This is a genomic window from uncultured Sulfitobacter sp., from assembly GCF_964021855.1.
GTDB lineage: Bacteria > Pseudomonadota > Alphaproteobacteria > Rhodobacterales > Rhodobacteraceae > Sulfitobacter.
In genome coordinates, this window is sequence record NZ_CAXHZD010000001.1 from 1,180,316 (window position 1) to 1,196,459 (window position 16,144).

The window sequence follows — 16,144 nt, forward strand, 5'->3', positions numbered from 1 at the left end:
AGGAATTTGACAGATGAGCGATAAGATCAAATACACACGCAAAGGCGACGTTGCCGTGCTGCGTATTCAGAACCCACCGGTAAACGCCTTGTCCCACGCGGTGCGCGAAGGTCTGGTTGCGGGCATGGCCCAAGCCGAGGCTGACACCGGCGTAAAAGCTGTCTTGATCGTTGGCGAAGGCCGCGCCTTTATCGCCGGCGCGGATATCACCGAATTTGGCAAAACGCCGCTGGAACCCTATTTGCCCGACGTGTGCAAACGCATCGAAGCATCACCGCTGATCGTGGTCGCGTCGATGCATGGCGTGTCCTTGGGCGGCGGTCTTGAGATCGCGTTGTCGGCTCACTATCGCATTGCGCAGCCCTCTGCCCGCGTCGGCCTGCCCGAAGTGCATTTGGGTCTGATCCCCGGTGCCGGTGCCACCCAACGTTTGCCGCGCTTGGTTGGTGTGGACGCATCGCTGGATCTGATCACCACAGGCCGTCAGGTCAAAGCGGACGAAGCGTTGAAGCTGGGCATCATCGACAAGGTTGCCGAGGGCGACCCCGAAGAGGTTGGTCTAGCCTATGCCGAAAGCTTGATCGCCGACACGGCCCCGCGCCGCGCGGTTAGCGAAATGCCTGCGCCCGAACCCATTGATTGGGATGCAGCCTATGACGGGACGCTGAAAAAGGGCCGTGGCCAGATTTCGCCCGCCCAAGCGGTACGCGCTGTTCAAGCCGCATCGGAACTGCCCTTTGATCAGGGCATGCTGGCCGAGCGCAAAATGTTCATGGACCTGATGGAAACGGATCAACGTCAGGGCATGATCCACGCGTTCTTTTCCGAACGTGCGGTCAGTAACCTGCCCGAGTTGAAGGGCGTTGAGCCACGCGGCTTGCAATCCATCGGGATCATCGGTGGTGGCACCATGGGGGCAGGCATCGCCACAGCCGCCTTGCTGGCCGGTTTCAATGTTGTGTTGATCGAGATGACGCCTGATGCCGCCGAGGCTGCACGCGGTCGCATCGCAGGCAACCTGTCTGGCGCATTGAAACGCGGCAAGATCACCCAGATGAAATACGACGCGATGACCACCATCGCCCTTGAGGTGTCGATAAACTATGACAGCCTGTCGTCTGTTGATCTGGTGATCGAGGCCGTGTTCGAAAACATGGACGTTAAGAAAGAAGTGTTCGGCAAGCTGGACGCCGTGTGCAAACCCGGTGCGATTTTGGCGTCGAACACATCCTATCTGGATATCGACGAAATTGCCGCCAGCACGTCGCGCCCTGCGGATGTGATCGGGCTGCATTTCTTTTCACCCGCGCATATCATGAAACTGCTCGAAGTCGTGGTGGCAGACAAGACCGCGCCTGATGTGGTTGCCACGGGCTTTGCCCTTGGCAAGGCGCTGAACAAAATATCCGTGCGCGCTGGTGTCTGCGATGGCTTTATCGGCAACCGCATTCTGGCGACCTATCGCACCGCCGCCGACCATATGGTGCTGGACGGCGCATCGCCCTATCAGATCGACAAGGCACTGGTTGATTTCGGCTTTGCCATGGGGCCGTTCGCCGTGGGCGATCTGGCGGGTCTTGATATCGGCTGGGCCACACGCAAACGCAAGGCGGCCACCCGTCACCCGGCTGAACGTGTGCCGACATACCCTGACAAAATCTGTGAAGCGGGTAATTTTGGCCAGAAGACCGGCAAAGGGTTCTATATCTACGAAAAGGGCACGCGCGGCTCTGTTCCCAACCCCGAAGTACCTGAACTGATTGCGGCGGAACGGGCCGAGCTGGGCATCACACCGCGCGATTTCACAGACGCCGAGATCACGCGCCGCTATATGGCCGCGATGGTGAACGAGGCCGCCAGATTGCTGGGTGAAGGCATCGCGAAACGCCCGCTTGATATCGATATGGTGCTGCTGTTTGGCTATGGCTTCCCGCGCTATTGGGGTGGCCCGATGAAATGGGCGGACCTGCAAGGCTTGCCCGCAGTGCTGGCCGACATCGAAAACTATGCCAAGGAAGATGCGTGGTTCTGGCAGCCCGCGCCGCTGCTGAAACAGCTGGTGGCCGAGGGCCGCAGCTTTGATGATTTGAACAAAGACGCCGCAAAATAAATGAACAAGGGCGCAATGCCCGAACGACATAAACCGGAGGAACGATTAATGGATCTGAGCTATAGCGACGAAGAAAAGGCATTCCGCGCCGAAGTGCGCGCCTTTCTAGAAGAAAAGCTTCCCAAGGAAATGAGCGATAAAATTCGCAAAGGGGAAGAGCTGGGCAAAGCGGGTCAGGAAGAATGGCACGCCATCCTGAACAAGCAGGGCTGGTTGGCCCCGAACTGGCCCAAGAAATTCGGCGGTGCCGAATGGAACGCCGTTCAGCGTCACATCTTTGAGGAAGAAGCCGCCGCACATTACGCCCCGCGCATCGTGCCGTTTGGTCTGTCCATGCTGGCCCCCGTGCTGCAAAAATTCGGCTCGCAAGAGCAGAACGATTACTGGTTGCCACGCCTCTTGGCGGGCGAAGACTGGTGGTGCCAAGGGTATTCCGAGCCGGGTGCCGGGTCCGACCTTGCGTCGCTCAAGACCGAAGCCGTGCTGAACGCAGAAGGCACGCATTACATCGTTAACGGTCAGAAAACATGGACCACGCTTGGCCAGCACGCCAACATGATTTTCTGTCTGGTGCGCACTGACAAGACCGTGAAACAGCAAGAAGGTATTTCCTTTCTGTTGATCGACATGAAAACCCCCGGCGTCGAAGTGCGCCCGATCATCTTGCTGGATGGCACCCACGAGGTGAACGAAGTTTGGTTCACGGATGTGAAAGTACCTGTCGAAAATCTGGTCGGCGAAGAAAACAAAGGCTGGACCTATGCCAAGTACCTGCTGACCCACGAACGTACGAATATCGCGGGCGTCGGGTTCTCGCAGGCGGGTCTGACTGCGGTTAAACGGATCGCGCGCGCCGAAATGGCGGGCGGTCGCCCCCTGATCGAAAACCCGCATTTTGCGGCACGTGTTGCACGGGTTGAAATCGACCTGATGGCGATGAGCACGACCAACCTGCGCATCGTCTCCAAGGCGGCGGCAGGTGCGGCACCGGGTGTTGAATCGTCCATGCTCAAGGTTAAAGGCACGATCATCCGTCAGGAAATCAACGATCTGGCCCGCCGCGCTGCGGGTGCCTATGCGATGCCATTCGCATCCGAGGCGATCGAAGGGTCCAACCTTAACCTGCCTGATCCGTTGAATGCCGGCCCCGTGGCCGCGCAATATTTCAACAACCGTAAACTGTCGATCTTTGGCGGCTCGAACGAAATCCAGCGCCAGATCATTGCCAAAACAACGATGGGAGGTGGAGCATGAACTTCGACCTGACAGAAGAACGCCAAATGCTGCAAGACAGCTTGCGCCGTTTCCTGCGTGACAAATACGATACCGCGACACGCAACAAAATCCTTGAAAGCGACACAGGCTTTTCCGCTGATATCTGGAACGGCCTTGCCGAACTGGGCGTCATCGGCGCGCTGTTCACCGAAGATCAGGGCGGCTTTGGCGGCGCTGGTTTCGATATCGCTGTGGTGTTCGAAGAGTTGGGCCGCGCAGGCGTGGTTGAACCGTTCTTGGATACCGCCGTTCTGGGTGGTGGTCTGATCGCTGACTTGGGCAATGACGACCAAAAGGCCCATGTCGAGGAAATCATCGGCGGCGCGTTGCAAGTGGCATTTGCCCATGGCGAACCTGCCAGCCGCTATGACACGAACCGCGTTACCACAACGGCCAAGGTTGATGGCGACAACGTTGTGTTGAACGGTCGCAAGGCTGTTGTTGTGAACGCTGAAAACGCCGACATGCTGGTGGTTTCGGCCCGCGAAAGCGGTGATGCTGGCGACGAAGATGGCATTTCGCTGTTCCTCGTTCCGTCTGATGCCAAGGGTGTCACATTGCAAGGCTACGCCCTGTTGGCCGGTGGCCGCGCTGCGGAAATCACGCTGGATGATGTCAGCGTTCCTGCCTCGGCTCGTTTGGGCGACGCAGGCAAAGCGTTCAAAGCCATCGAGGCGCGCGTTGCCGCGGCAAACGTTGCGATCTGCGCCGAAACGCTGGGTGCGATGGAAACCGCTTGCCGTCTGACGCGTGACTATCTGATGACGCGCAAACAGTTCGGCAAACCAATCGGCACATTCCAAGCACTTGCGCACCGCATGTCCGATCTGCTGATCGAGATGGAGCAAGCACGCTCTGCCGTGATCGTGGCTGCTGGCCATCTGGAAGCCGGATACAAAAGCCGCGAAAGCCACGTATCTGCTGCCAAAAACCTGCTGGGTCGCGCGGGCCGTCTGGTTGCAGAAGACAGCATTCAGATGCACGGCGGTATTGCCATGACCCAGGAATACGAACTGGCCCATATCGCCAAGCGTATCATCATGTCAGACCACCGCTTTGGCGATACAGACCACCATCTGGAGCGATACATTGCCATTGCAGCAGCCTGACGAAAGCCTGCTGATCCGGGACGAGACCGGCACCCAAACCCTGGTCGGGTATGTCGTTGATATATCCGATCCGGCCCACGGGCGCTGTTACCTTGATCTGGGTCCGCAACATCTTAACCGCCATGGGGTTCTTCATGGCGGTATCGCGGCCACATTGCTGGACAACGCCTGTGGCATGACCGGATCGCTAAGCGTCGATCCAACCGGCAGAAACCCGTTTTTGACGATTTCCCTGACCACGCAATTCTTGGCGGCGGGTAAACCGGGGCGGGTGACTGCGACTGGCTATATCAAGGGCGGCGGGCGCAGCTTGCTGTATATCGATGCCGAACTGGTCCACGAAGACGGCACCGTGATCGCCACATCGACGGGCGTGTTCAAACGTGTCCCACAGGAGAAACTGACATGAGCGCACGGATTGAAGACAAGGGCGACCGGATCATCGTTTGGAACGGAAACGCCCATAAACGCGGCGCGCTGTCGCCGGAGCTGTATGCCTGCATCACGCAGGCCGTGGAACTGGCCGCTGAACCGCGCGTACGTGCCGTAATCCTGACATCCGAGGGTGATTTTTTCTGCGCTGGCGGCGATCTGAACGTATTGATCGCACGCCGCGATCTGGCCGAAGATGAACGCCGCAGCAAGATTGATGAACTGCATGATGTGGTGCGCGCCATTCGTGGCTGCCCTGTACCTGTCATTGCCGCCGTCGAAGGGGGTGCCGCTGGTGCGGGCCTGTCCTTTGCACTGGCTTGCGATCTGATCGTCGCCGCGAAGGGTGCCAAATTCACGGCTGCCTATGTCAAGGCGGGGCTGGTGCCAGATGGCGGGCTGACGGCGTCATTGGCGCGGGCATTGCCACGACAGTTGGCGATGGAAATGTGCCTGTTGGCGCTGCCTGTCACCGTTGACCGTATGCATGATCTGGGCGTGGTTAACGCGCTGGCTGAACCGGGTGCGGCGATGGACGGGGCGATGGCCTATGCCGACCGTCTGGCCCAAGGGCCACGGCAGGCGCAATCCGTGATCCGGGGGCTGGTGGCCCAAGGCTATGACGTGACCGAAGCCGCGCAACTGGATGCAGAACGCAACGCCATGGCCCACGCGGCTGGCGCAGACGAGGCCGCCGAAGGCATCGCCGCGTTCTTGGAAAAACGCAAACCAAATTATGGCGGCTGACAAGCGGTCACTGTGAATATGTGCTTTGAGGTCTGAAAAGACCAAGGGCGGAAATTACCTGCGAGGAGGCAGAGCTTATGGCACGTGTAGAGGATTATCTTGCACAACAAATCACATCCCGAGGCGATGCTCAGGCGCTATCTGACAGCGTAGGGACCAGCTGGACCTTCAATGATTACGGCAAGGCGGCTGATGCCATCGCTGAAACGCTAAAGGCGGCAGGGGTCAAACCAAATGACCGTGTGCTGCTGTTGTCTGAAAACTGCGGTGCTGCTGCGGCCACAATCTTTGGCGCATGGAAAGCCGGGGCTGTGATCATTCCGGTCAACGCGCGCCAGACCGAAGGCGAAGTAAAACGCATTCTGGATCACGCGACACCAGCGGCCATTCTGATGACAACGGGCGCATCGCCTGACGCCGTCAAACACGCCGAAAACATGGGCGCAAAAGAAGTCACGGGCGCATTCGGAACGATGCATCTTGCCACGCCCATCGCCAGCAACCCTGACGCTGACCTAAGCGATGTTGCCGTGCTGCTTTACACAACGGGCACCACTGGTGACCCCAAGGGCGTGATGCTGACCCACGACAACGTGCGTTTCGGCGGTATGACCTCGGCCAATCTACGCGGCATGGCACCGGGTGATGTGGTTTACGGCGTGTTGCCGCTGACCCACGTGTTCGGCCTGTGTTCGGTCCTGACTGCATCCTGCTACGTCGGTGCCGAAATCCGGCTAGAGGCGCGTTTTTCGGCTGAGAAACTCTATAATGCTTTGACGTCGGGTGTGAATTTCCTGTCTGCTGTGCCGCAGATGCACGCGCTGCTGATGCAATACACCAAGGAAAAAGGCCTGACGCATCTGAACTCAAAAACGCTGCGCTATGTCTCGTCTGGGGCGGCACCGCTTGATCCTGCATGGAAACGCAAGGCCGAAGGGTTTTACGGCGTCGCCATCCAGAACGGCTATGGCATGACCGAAACCGCCGCCGGTACATCCGCGACCTCGAACCCGATCGGATCGCCCGACGTGTCCGTCGGCCCGCCGCTGGCGGGGATTGAGGTCAAGATTGATGACACAGTCGAAGGCGGTGGTGTTGGTACGGGCGAAGTGATGACCCGTGGGCCACAGATCATGAAGGGCTATTACAAAAACCCGACCGAGACCGCGAAAGTGGTCGACGCGGACGGCTGGCTGCGCACCGGCGATCTGGGCAAGCTGGACGAGAACGGTTTCCTGCACATTCTGGGCCGCTCGAAAGAGCTGATCATTCACGGCGGGTTCAACGTTTATCCACCCGAGGTCGAAGCCGCGATCAACGACCATCCGCAAGTGATCCAATCCGCCGTGATTGGCCGCAGCAAAGATGGCGATGAAGAAGTGCTGGCCTTTGTGCAAATCGCTGAAGGGGATAGCCTAGACCCCGACGACCTGCGCGCTTTCGTGCGCGAGCGGTTGACCGGCTATAAACGACCCAAGCACATCATCATTGGCACCGCCCTTCCGGCCGCGCCAACGGGCAAGATCCTGAAGCACAAGCTGCTTGAGACGTTCAAAGATCAAATGGCCTAAGCCGGTTCGCATCACACAAGAAAGGCCGGGCCCTGTATTGGGGCACCGGCCTTTTTCTTTCTTAGTCTCGGTGTCGCTTAGCGTTTAGACGTACACACCTGTCGCCGCTTCGCGGATCGCACGGATGTTATCGCCGTATGGGCCGGGGTTCGACACGGACCCGCCCCGGAACACGGCAGAGCCTGCAACGAGAACATCGGCACCCGCCTGTGCGACAGTGGGGGCTGTGTTCACATCAACGCCGCCATCAATTTCGATATGGATCGGACGGTCGCCAATCATCGCACGCAGCGTTTTGATCTTGTCTGACATGTCGATGAATTTCTGCCCGCCAAAGCCGGGGTTTACCGTCATTACGCAAACCAGATCGGTGATATCCAGCAGGTGTTCGACAGCCGAGGCTGGCGTGCCGGGGTTCAGCGCCACGCCCGCCTTGGCACCCGCACCACGGATCGCCTGCAAGGTGCGGTGAATATGCGGCCCAGCCTCGACATGGGCGGTGATAAAATCGGCACCGGCATTTGCAAAGGCATCGATATAGGGATCAACGGGGGCGATCATCAGATGCACATCCATGATGCCCTTGATATGCGGGCGGATGGCAGCACAGGTGGTGGGGCCAAAGCTGATATTGGGTACGAAATGCCCATCCATCACATCGACATGAACCCAATCGGCACCTTGCGCCTCAATAGCCTCGCACTCGGCCCCGAAATTTGCGAAATCAGCGGCAAGGATGGAGGGGGCGATTTTGATAGAACGGTCGAATGTCATTTTTGCTGGCCTTATTGGGAGGGTTAGCCGCGATATAAGCGCTGACAGCGCTGGTGGCAATCGGCGGAGCCTTCGGCGAGGATTTTAGACCATTTGGAAATCAGGGTCAGGTTTCATAGTCGTCGCTGTGCCCGTCGCCAAGATTTTGCAGCAATGCTGTATCGGGTCCAGCAGCGGCGCGGGTCATAGATCAATCTCCAATACGCCGTTTGGTTCTGCCGCGCGGGATTGGCAAAGGATGATCTCGGTCTCTCGTTGCTTGGCGGACAAGACGAAATCGCGGTGTTCCGCCGCGCCTGACAGCAGGTTGCATTTACAGACACCGCATATGCCATCGGCGCATTTGATGTCCAGTTTGATATCTGCGGCGATCAGCGCGTCGCTGGCGGACTGGTCGGCGGTGACTGGGATTTCGCGGCCATCGGTCAGGTGGAGAATGAAGGGGTAGTTGATGTACTCGGGCACCGTGGGGGGCGCGAAATATTCCAGATGCAGGGTGTCCTCGGGCAGGCCGTTTGTCTCTCCTGCATCCATCACCGCTTGCATATAGGCGTCAGGGCCGCAGGTGTAGATATGGGTTCCTTTGATGGCTTGCGAGAGTAGGGCTGGCATATCGGCGCGGGTGCTTTCAGCACTTAGATGTATGTGAACGCGGTCGGCCCATGCGACGCCAGCAAGCATGTCAATAAACGGGGCTGCCGTGCGGGACGGGGCGGAATAATGCAGATCAAAGGGCTGGCCGATTGCATGCAGGCGGTGGGCAAAGGCGATCATCGGCGTAATGCCGATACCGCCGCCAAACAACAGATTGTGCGGGGCGTCTTCGACCAGTTCGAAGTGGTTCGTGGGCGCAGACACAAACACACGGCGCCCTTGGGTGAAGATACGGTGCAGCAGCGCCGAGCCACCGCGCCCTTCGTCTTCGCGCAGGACGGCAATGCGGTACCGGGACCGGTCAGCAGGATCGCCCAACAGCGAATAGGGGCGCAGGTATTCAGGGGCCACCACCAGATCAAGATGCGCGCCTGCGGTCCATTCCGGAAGGTCGTGGCCGTCCGGGTGCACCAGATCATAGAGGGTGACTGCGGCGCTTAGCTGTTGGACGCGTCCGATGCGCAGATCCAGCACTGGCGTATCTGTGCCCGCATCATAAAGATGCAAATGATCGGTTGCCCCTGCGGCGTTGCGGGCGCGGTGTTCGTCTGCGGTAAGCAGGGCGGCATGGGCCTTGATCCCCGCCTCGCGGTTCATCGGGTCAGGATAGGGCCACGGATGCGGGGCAAGCGGGGCCGGGTAGACGGCCAATGTCTGATCCTCGGCCCGCAGTTTCAAGTTGGGCTGGAGGTCGCGGGCATTGACTGGATGGGTGGGGGCAGTCACCGCGCCGCTGCGCTGGTGCTCGATGTCCCACCACCATTTCTTGACGGGGTTTAGCCCGCCGCGGCCCAAGGCATCATCCAGCCGCGCCAACAGGGGTGCGGCGGCGGGGATGGTGCTGGCCGCCCAGCGAAAGGGGGCCTCGGCGAACAGCCCTTCGAGGTTCCAAGGGCAGGTTTTCATGCAGCGCCCACACATGGAGCCGCCTTTGTTGGTGATCCGGTAGGTGGCGCATTTCTGACTGTCTGATTTCCAAATCTCGTAGCCGTTAAACATCTTTTTCGGGCCTGCCGTGATCGCACCTGACGGGCATTCGCGGGCGCATTTATTGCAGGCCTCGCAGAATTTTTGCAGGCCGAAATCGATGGGTTTGTCATGGGTCACGGGCATGGTGTGGGTCACAATGCCGGATTTTAGACGCGGGCCAAGGAACGGGTTCAGGATCACCTCGCCGATCCGGCTGACCTCGCCCAGGCCGGACAACAGCAAAAGCGGCGGCTGCAACACATCGCCATCCATCACCGTATGTGCCTTGGCGTCGAAACCAAGGTTGCGCAAATGCTGTGCCAGAATGCCGCCCAGCACCGAAAATCGCAGATAGGCGCGCATGGATTGGGCGGTGCTGATCCAGTCATCGCCGGATGCGCCCTCCATCGTCTCAAAGCCTTGATCGATGATCAACCCAAGCGATTGATCGTGGGGCGGCACGATAGGGGTGCCGGTGGCGTCATGGCTGTACCATGTCCAATCCGGGCAGGCAGATGAACCCGCGGCATCGACGCCAAGGAAATATGCCGCCGCTTTCAAGTTGGCCGCGTTGCGCTGTGGGTCTGCCTCCAGAACGGTCGGGGCGGGCGTACCTTTTTGCAGCAGGATTAGCGCGCCCAGCAATCGGCGTTGTGCCGATGCGGGGGCGGATTTGACGATATGTTGTCCGCCTTTCATGGCGTCCTGTACCTTTGGCCCCATGTCGCCAAACTGGCCGCGGGCAAACATGTCCGTGCGCTTGGGGATGCGCGGCACATTCGCTTCATCGATATAAGTCGTGGGGTTGTCTACGCGTTTGAGCGTTTCAAACGGATGCGGGCCATCGACAAAGGCGCGCCGCGCATAGGGATCGTGACTGCGTGCGTTGGCCCCGCCGTGGGTGCCAAGCTGCCAGACATGGCCGCGCAACACGGATGCGGGTTGCTGCGCAAGGGGGCAAAGCGGCAGGTCGGGGGCCATAGCCATATCGGTCGTAATCGCCGCAAGGCCATAGCGCTGGCCCAGCCATGGCGCGCAGGGGGTGCCGTCTTGCATAACCGCTAGGCCTGCCGCCAACGCCAGTTTGGGGAGGTGCACATCGCTGGAGGTCACCGAATGGGCGCGGGCGTCAAAGCCGAGGATGCGGATATATTCGGCGAGCACCGTCGCATTTTCGGCGGCGCGCAGGGACGCCCGTTGCGCCTGCGCATCGGTGATCCAGTCGCTGCCAGCTTCGTCCTTGGACGGGTCGCGGGGGTAGACGACCAGCACAACAATCGCATGGGTATGGTGTGCAACCGTGCCAGCATCTGCGCCCGCAGTATCACGCAGGTCGGCCATGATCGCGTCAATGCCAGTGGCAAGGGTCGTGGTCTGACGATGCTTTAGGTCGTCCACCAGCGCCGTGACATCAGGGTTCTTCCGAGGGTCGGATAAAATGGCGCTTTGCGGCAGGGCACAAACCCCCATCATGGAGGCATCGTTGTAATAGCCAAAGGCCTTGAGGTGCTGTGCGCGTTCGACCGGATCATCGGGGATGTCGGCGGGTGCGCTGTTCACCGCCCCCGATCGCAGCGCATCCATCATCGCCTGAAACGGCCCCATCGCGTTAACGATGCTTTCGGGGCTGTGGGACGCTGAAAACGAGACTTTGGGAAACGTCAAATCTGGCAAATCCACATGTGGCTTGGTTTCCCTGCGCAGCCGCTCGAGCGGGTAGGGACCAAGATGCACGGGACGGGATTTGCCGGAGAATATCTTCATGGCGGTGATCGTGACATTGGGGCTGCGGAAATGACAGTGCAAAGATCGCACAATTGCGCGAAACAGCCGTGCTGGGAACCGATCTGCGCCGACCCTCGTTCTTCTACCAATGGTCCCTCGGGGGACGGCAGCGGCACTGAAAAGGAAACACAGATGGCAGAGATTTCGCAAGGGACCAAAGTCACTTGGAACTGGGGGCAAGGCACGGCCAGTGGGGCGGTGCAAAAGACATACGCCAAAAGCATTACGCGCAGCTTGAAAGGCACCGAGGTCACACGCAATGGCACCAAGGATGATCCTGCGTTGTTGATCGAACAGGAGGACGGCGACGAGGTGTTAAAGCTATCTTCGGAAGTGGACGTTGCCTGAGCGCTATCGCAGGCCGCTGGACCTACCCAATCGGGCGAAACCCCTCGACCAGTTGCCGCAGCCCGATCAAGGCCCCTAAAACAATGCAGGCCAATGTCACCGGCGCGCTGTAGGCCAGGACCGAAAACGCCGATAATCCCTGACCAACGCTGCATCCAACAGCCACCACGGCACCAAAGCCCATCAGGACCGCCCCGCCAATCTGACGGCGCAATTCGCGGGGGTCTTCGCAGGCTTCCCACCGCATATGGCCCTTGATCAGGCAACCGGCCAGTGCGCCTAGAACGACGCCGACAACCGATCCTGTGCCGAAGCTGATCGTGTTGCCGGAGGATGTCATGAGGTACAGCAATGTCTCGCCCACTGGCGCGGTAAAGGTGTGCGAGATGATGATGCTGCGGTCAAAACCGTGTGCGGTGATCCATTGCGTCGCGGCCCAACCCGAAACGATGGCGACGCCCACAACCACACCCCACAGGATTGATGCCGGGCTTTCGCGAAGCCCCTTGTGCAGCAGGGTTCCCGCGATCAGCAACCCACCCACCGCAAGGCCCACGAGATGCATATCTACGGGCAGATGCCGCGCGATCAGATGGGCAATGCCTGGGGGCGTCACGCCAGCCTCGGCCATCGGGAAGAGCATCAGCCGCAGGCCAGAGAGCGGCCCACCAAGTGCCACATAGGCGGACACGCCCATGACGATCACAATCATGAACGACCGCAAATCGCCGCAGCCCATTCGGGCCAGCGCGCCGTAGCCACAATTGCCTGCAATCGCCATGCCATAGCCGAAAACCAAGCCCCCGATGATGCTGGCCCACGGGTTCCATGCCAGCGACAGGTATAGCGTGTCGGTCATGTTCAGCAGGCCACCAGCGGACAGCCCGAATGCACCGATCAGCGCGACGCCAAGGGCAATGCCCCACATGGCAAAACGGGTTGAGGTTGCGCCGTAGTATAAATCTTCGATAGCGCCCAAGGTGCAAAACCGGCCAAGGCGGGCGGCGAGCCCCAGCAGGATGCCGCCAAATAATCCGGCAAAGGCCATCAGCGTCGGTTCGGAAAATCGATCCAACAGCAGCGCGCCAATACCGGTCATGTCAGATCAATCGGCGCGGCAGAACAGATCATAGACGACTTCCATGATCTGCTTGGGCCGATCATCGGCAAGCCGGTAATAGATGGTTTTGCCGTCCCTGCGCGGGATCACCAAACCTTCAAGCCGCAGGCGTGAAAGCTGTTGGGACACTGCGGCCTGCCGGGCAGACAACAGTTCTTCCAATTCGGTCACGGATTTTTCGCCCGACGCCAGATGGCACAGGATCATCAACCGGCCTTCATGGCTGATGGCCTTTAGAAAGTTGGACGCTTGCACCGCATTCGACGCCATCTTGTCGAGGTCTTCGGCACACATATTCTTGTCAAAAACGGGTAGACCCACAGGATGTTTTCCTCAGTATTTCAGTCACATTAAAAACTGCTTTGGTCGATCCAACGCAGCGGCTGGGCCTTAGCTTCCGTTTGGTGGCTGCATTAGTTTGGCATCAAACATCATTTTTTCCAATACTCCCCAAAAGAAATCCTCTCCGGGGTATCCTTCGATGCGCGAAATTTCTTGCCCGTCTTGCATCAAAACGAAGGTCGGCGTGAACCGCAAGCTACGCTCAAAGTGAAGATCGGATGGCACGTCGGCCCTGATATCAATCCGGCGCAGCGGTGCGGTTTTTCCGGCTTGGGTCTTGGGATAGATTGGCGCGATTTCTTCGTTCCAGCGGGCGCACCAGATGCAGCCCTTTTCCTCGACCATGACGAGGGACACCTCGGCCATGGCCTGTCCTGACGCGATGATCAGGGCGAGAAATGCAAAAAGGATCGCGCGGATGCGTATCATTAAAAGACCTATTGATTTCGCATAACATAATGCGAATATGTGCATGGCACAAGATAAAGGCGGCCAATATGCTTGAAATTACATTCATCGGTGCGGCGGTTGCTGGATTATTGTCCTTTCTGTCACCGTGCATTCTGCCGATCGTGCCCTTTTATCTTAGCTATCTGGCAGGCGTCGGGATGAACCAGATCACCGCTGATGGTCCCGTCGATGCGTCAGTGCGCCGCCGCGCTGTGCTGGCATCGTTGTTTTTTGCCGCTGGGGTGATCACGATTTTCATGGGGCTGGGCGCTGCGGCCTCCAGTTTTGGTCAAGTCGTGCGGGAATATTTTGACTATCTGCGCTGGATCGCTGCTGCGGTTATCATCGCCATGGGGCTGCATTTCCTGGGGGTGATCCGCATCGGCATCTTGTACCGCCAGTTTCGTGCTGATGCGGGGGATACCAAGGCGAGCAGCCTGATCGGTGCCTATGTTATCGGCCTTGCCTTTGCATTCGGTTGGACCCCTTGCGTGGGCCCGGTGCTGGCGGCGATCTTGTTTACTGCGGCGGGGACGGACACGGCAACCAACGGTGCGCTGCTGCTCTTCACCTATGGGGTCGGCATGACAGCCCCCTTTGTTCTTGCTGCGATGTTCATCGGCCCGTTCATGCGTTGGATGGCACGGTTTCGCCAGCATCTTGGCACGGTTGAGAAAATCATGGGTGCTTTGCTGGTCCTTTTCGGCGTGCTGATCGCCACGAATTCAGTGAATTATATCGCCCAATGGATGCTGGAGACCTTTCCGGTTTTCGGCAACATCGGATGAGCTTGGATAAACAGGAGTATCTAAAATGAAACTTTTGAAAGCCTGCCTGACCGTTGTTTCACTGGCCCTTGCCGGGTCGGCATATGCTGTCGAATTGGGTGATGATGGCCTGCACAAAACCGAATGGATGCGCGACACGTTCAAGGATCTGCGCGAGGATCTGGCCGAAGCCAATGCCGAGGGCAAACGCCTGATGCTGACGGTTGAACAGCGCGGCTGCATTTACTGTACGAAGATGCACCAAGAGGTGTTTCCCCTTCCCAAGATTGATAGCTATCTGAAAGAGCATTTCTTTGTCGTGCAGATCAACATGTTCGGCGACGTCGAGGTGACGGATTTCGATGGGGAATCGCTGTCTGAAAAAGACATGGTGCGTAAATGGGGGATGATGTTCACCCCGACGCTGGTGTTCTTGCCGCAGGATGTGGACGAGGATCAAACCGCCGCGCAGGCCGCTGTTGCAACGGTGCCGGGGGCCTTTGGGCCGGGGACGACTTTCAATATGCTTCAATGGGTTGTCGATAAAGAATATGAGGGCGACGAGCCGTTTCAAAAATATCTTGCCCGCAAAATGGCTGAACAGAACGACTAACTTACCGGTGCGTAAGACCACATACTGCTAGTTTAAAATCAATTTAAAATTCACAAAAGCGAATTTATAGTTGCGTCAATATGGCGGTGGGTCTACGCTGGTATACAAATAAGAGTCTTTGGGAGGACACATGAGAGTTTCAATATACGCCTTGGTGGCGTCCGTTGCTGTCACCACAAGCGCATTCGCAGCCGAAGTCGAACCAACTGCCGTCAGCTATGAAGACGGGGCTGTCGCAATGTCTTTGACCGGTGTGGCTGGCAACGCTGAAGAGGGTGCGAAAATCGTTGGCAGCAAAAAGCTGGGCAACTGCGTGGCGTGCCACGAAGTCAGCGCGCTGCCGGATATTGCATTCCAAGGTATGATCGGCCCCGCGCTTGATGGCGCTGGCGACCGTTGGAGCGAGGCAGAGCTGCGCGGGATCGTGGCAAACGCCAAGATGATGTTCGAGGGTACGATGATGCCGTCCTTTTACAAGGACACCGGCTATATCCGCCCGGGCAAAGCCTATACTGGCAAAGCCGCCGATGACACGCTGGGGCCGCTTTTGTCGGCACAGCAAATCGAAGATGTAGTGGCGTATCTCGCCACCCTCAAAGACTAAAAAGCCCCGCTAAAAGGGTTTGTTCAGGAGTATGACAATGGAATTCACAAGACGTAGTGCGATCGTCATGGGTGCAGGCGCATTTGCCGCGCTGGCGCTGCCAAAGCTGGCCGTAGCGGCCGCAGGCGAAGACGCGATTGCTGCCTTTACCGGTGGCGCAGAATTGGCAGACACAGGTGTGACACTTACCGCGCCCGAGATTGCTGAAAACGGCAACACAGTGCCGATTGAGGTCGACGCCCCCGGCGCGACGGAAATTATGGTTCTGGCCATGGGCAACCCGACACCGGGCGTTATAACCTTTGGTTTTGGTCCGCTTGCCGGATCGCAACACGCGTCCACACGTATCCGCCTTGCGGGCACACAAGACGTGGTGGCAATCGCCAAATTGGCTGACGGCTCCTTTGCGAAAGCATCGAGCACGGTAAAAGTGACAATCGGCGGCTGCGGCGGCTAAGGCTTTATAAGGAATTA

The 16,144-nt window shown here is 58.6% G+C and carries 16 protein-coding genes; 11 read left to right on the forward strand and 5 right to left on the reverse strand.

The features are described 5' to 3' along the window. Nucleotides 1–13: 13 nt before the first annotated feature. From AADJ11_RS05725 to AADJ11_RS05750, 6 genes are all read left to right on the forward strand, one after another. Nucleotides 14–2,110: an FAD-dependent oxidoreductase gene (locus AADJ11_RS05725; protein ID WP_341233565.1), complete on the forward strand. Its 2,097-nt coding sequence runs from the start codon at nt 14–16 to the stop codon at nt 2,108–2,110. A 48-nt stretch (nt 2,111–2,158) separates the two neighbouring features. Further along, complete coding sequence (locus tag AADJ11_RS05730; RefSeq protein ID WP_341233566.1) at nt 2,159–3,364, forward strand: acyl-CoA dehydrogenase family protein; 1,206 nt, start codon at nt 2,159–2,161, stop codon at nt 3,362–3,364. After that, on the forward strand, nt 3,361–4,494 hold the full coding sequence (locus AADJ11_RS05735) for an acyl-CoA dehydrogenase (RefSeq protein ID WP_341233567.1): 1,134 nt from the start codon (nt 3,361–3,363) through the stop codon (nt 4,492–4,494). Before AADJ11_RS05730 ends, AADJ11_RS05735 begins: the two co-directional genes overlap by 4 nt. After that, nucleotides 4,475–4,903: a PaaI family thioesterase gene (locus AADJ11_RS05740; RefSeq protein WP_093916996.1), complete on the forward strand. Its 429-nt coding sequence runs from the start codon at nt 4,475–4,477 to the stop codon at nt 4,901–4,903. The genes AADJ11_RS05735 and AADJ11_RS05740 overlap by 20 nt, the downstream gene beginning before the upstream one ends. Further along, the gene (locus AADJ11_RS05745; RefSeq protein ID WP_341233568.1) at nt 4,900–5,673 is read left to right on the forward strand and encodes an enoyl-CoA hydratase family protein; all 774 of its coding nucleotides are present in this window, start codon (nt 4,900–4,902) and stop codon (nt 5,671–5,673) included. The genes AADJ11_RS05740 and AADJ11_RS05745 overlap by 4 nt, the downstream gene beginning before the upstream one ends. A gap of 77 nt (nt 5,674–5,750) precedes the next feature. Further along, nucleotides 5,751–7,244: a class I adenylate-forming enzyme family protein gene (locus AADJ11_RS05750; protein ID WP_341233569.1), complete on the forward strand. Its 1,494-nt coding sequence runs from the start codon at nt 5,751–5,753 to the stop codon at nt 7,242–7,244. 84 nt (nt 7,245–7,328) lie between these two features. Here the strand turns inward: AADJ11_RS05750 and rpe are convergent, their stop codons facing one another. Both rpe and AADJ11_RS05760 read right to left on the reverse strand, forming a co-directional pair. Beyond that, nucleotides 7,329–8,018: a ribulose-phosphate 3-epimerase gene (gene rpe / locus AADJ11_RS05755; protein WP_341233570.1), complete on the reverse strand. Its 690-nt coding sequence runs from the start codon at nt 8,016–8,018 to the stop codon at nt 7,329–7,331. Nucleotides 8,019–8,201: 183 nt separating this feature from the next. Beyond that, complete coding sequence (locus tag AADJ11_RS05760; RefSeq protein WP_341233571.1) at nt 8,202–11,405, reverse strand: 4Fe-4S double cluster binding domain-containing protein; 3,204 nt, start codon at nt 11,403–11,405, stop codon at nt 8,202–8,204. 153 nt (nt 11,406–11,558) lie between these two features. On the opposite strand from AADJ11_RS05760, the gene AADJ11_RS05765 reads away from it, so the two are divergent. After that, nucleotides 11,559–11,774, forward strand: a complete 216-nt coding sequence (locus tag AADJ11_RS05765; RefSeq protein WP_341233572.1) for a DUF2945 domain-containing protein — start codon at nt 11,559–11,561, stop codon at nt 11,772–11,774. A 22-nt stretch (nt 11,775–11,796) separates the two neighbouring features. Here the strand turns inward: AADJ11_RS05765 and AADJ11_RS05770 are convergent, their stop codons facing one another. The 3 genes from AADJ11_RS05770 to AADJ11_RS05780 all read right to left on the reverse strand — a co-directional run bounded on the left by AADJ11_RS05770 (nt 11,797) and on the right by AADJ11_RS05780 (nt 13,662). Then, the gene (locus AADJ11_RS05770) at nt 11,797–12,873 is read right to left on the reverse strand and encodes a YeeE/YedE family protein (RefSeq protein ID WP_341233573.1); all 1,077 of its coding nucleotides are present in this window, start codon (nt 12,871–12,873) and stop codon (nt 11,797–11,799) included. Nucleotides 12,874–12,879: 6 nt separating this feature from the next. Next, entirely contained in the window at nt 12,880–13,215 is a 336-nt protein-coding gene (locus AADJ11_RS05775; RefSeq protein WP_093917001.1) for a metalloregulator ArsR/SmtB family transcription factor, read from the reverse strand. A 69-nt stretch (nt 13,216–13,284) separates the two neighbouring features. After that, complete coding sequence (locus AADJ11_RS05780; RefSeq protein ID WP_341233673.1) at nt 13,285–13,662, reverse strand: hypothetical protein; 378 nt, start codon at nt 13,660–13,662, stop codon at nt 13,285–13,287. Between the two features lie 71 nt (nt 13,663–13,733). On the opposite strand from AADJ11_RS05780, the gene AADJ11_RS05785 reads away from it, so the two are divergent. From AADJ11_RS05785 to soxY, 4 genes are all read left to right on the forward strand, one after another. Continuing rightward, a complete protein-coding gene (locus tag AADJ11_RS05785; protein ID WP_341233574.1) occupies nt 13,734–14,474 on the forward strand; it encodes a cytochrome c biogenesis protein CcdA in 741 nt (246 codons plus the stop codon). Between the two features lie 25 nt (nt 14,475–14,499). Continuing rightward, nucleotides 14,500–15,066: a thioredoxin family protein gene (locus tag AADJ11_RS05790; protein WP_341233575.1), complete on the forward strand. Its 567-nt coding sequence runs from the start codon at nt 14,500–14,502 to the stop codon at nt 15,064–15,066. 130 nt (nt 15,067–15,196) lie between these two features. Next, nucleotides 15,197–15,670: a sulfur oxidation c-type cytochrome SoxX gene (gene soxX / locus AADJ11_RS05795; protein ID WP_341233576.1), complete on the forward strand. Its 474-nt coding sequence runs from the start codon at nt 15,197–15,199 to the stop codon at nt 15,668–15,670. Nucleotides 15,671–15,707: 37 nt separating this feature from the next. Beyond that, on the forward strand, nt 15,708–16,127 hold the full coding sequence (gene soxY / locus AADJ11_RS05800; protein ID WP_341233577.1) for a thiosulfate oxidation carrier protein SoxY: 420 nt from the start codon (nt 15,708–15,710) through the stop codon (nt 16,125–16,127). Nucleotides 16,128–16,144 lie beyond the last annotated feature (17 nt).

What these genes read in the sequence shown, in the direction of transcription:
- AADJ11_RS05725 (WP_341233565.1), top strand. Translation starts at nt 14, where the DNA reads ATGAGCGATAAGATCAAATACACACGCAAAGGCGACGTTGCCGTGCTG.
- AADJ11_RS05730 (WP_341233566.1), top strand. Translation starts at nt 2,159, where the DNA reads ATGGATCTGAGCTATAGCGACGAAGAAAAGGCATTCCGCGCCGAAGTG.
- AADJ11_RS05735 (WP_341233567.1), top strand. Translation starts at nt 3,361, where the DNA reads ATGAACTTCGACCTGACAGAAGAACGCCAAATGCTGCAAGACAGCTTG.
- AADJ11_RS05745 (WP_341233568.1), top strand. Translation starts at nt 4,900, where the DNA reads ATGAGCGCACGGATTGAAGACAAGGGCGACCGGATCATCGTTTGGAAC.
- AADJ11_RS05750 (WP_341233569.1), top strand. Translation starts at nt 5,751, where the DNA reads ATGGCACGTGTAGAGGATTATCTTGCACAACAAATCACATCCCGAGGC.
- rpe (WP_341233570.1), bottom strand. Translation starts at nt 8,018, where the DNA reads ATGACATTCGACCGTTCTATCAAAATCGCCCCCTCCATCCTTGCCGCT.
- AADJ11_RS05760 (WP_341233571.1), bottom strand. Translation starts at nt 11,405, where the DNA reads ATGAAGATATTCTCCGGCAAATCCCGTCCCGTGCATCTTGGTCCCTAC.
- AADJ11_RS05765 (WP_341233572.1), top strand. Translation starts at nt 11,559, where the DNA reads ATGGCAGAGATTTCGCAAGGGACCAAAGTCACTTGGAACTGGGGGCAA.
- AADJ11_RS05770 (WP_341233573.1), bottom strand. Translation starts at nt 12,873, where the DNA reads ATGACCGGTATTGGCGCGCTGCTGTTGGATCGATTTTCCGAACCGACG.
- AADJ11_RS05785 (WP_341233574.1), top strand. Translation starts at nt 13,734, where the DNA reads ATGCTTGAAATTACATTCATCGGTGCGGCGGTTGCTGGATTATTGTCC.
- AADJ11_RS05790 (WP_341233575.1), top strand. Translation starts at nt 14,500, where the DNA reads ATGAAACTTTTGAAAGCCTGCCTGACCGTTGTTTCACTGGCCCTTGCC.
- soxX (WP_341233576.1), top strand. Translation starts at nt 15,197, where the DNA reads ATGAGAGTTTCAATATACGCCTTGGTGGCGTCCGTTGCTGTCACCACA.
- soxY (WP_341233577.1), top strand. Translation starts at nt 15,708, where the DNA reads ATGGAATTCACAAGACGTAGTGCGATCGTCATGGGTGCAGGCGCATTT.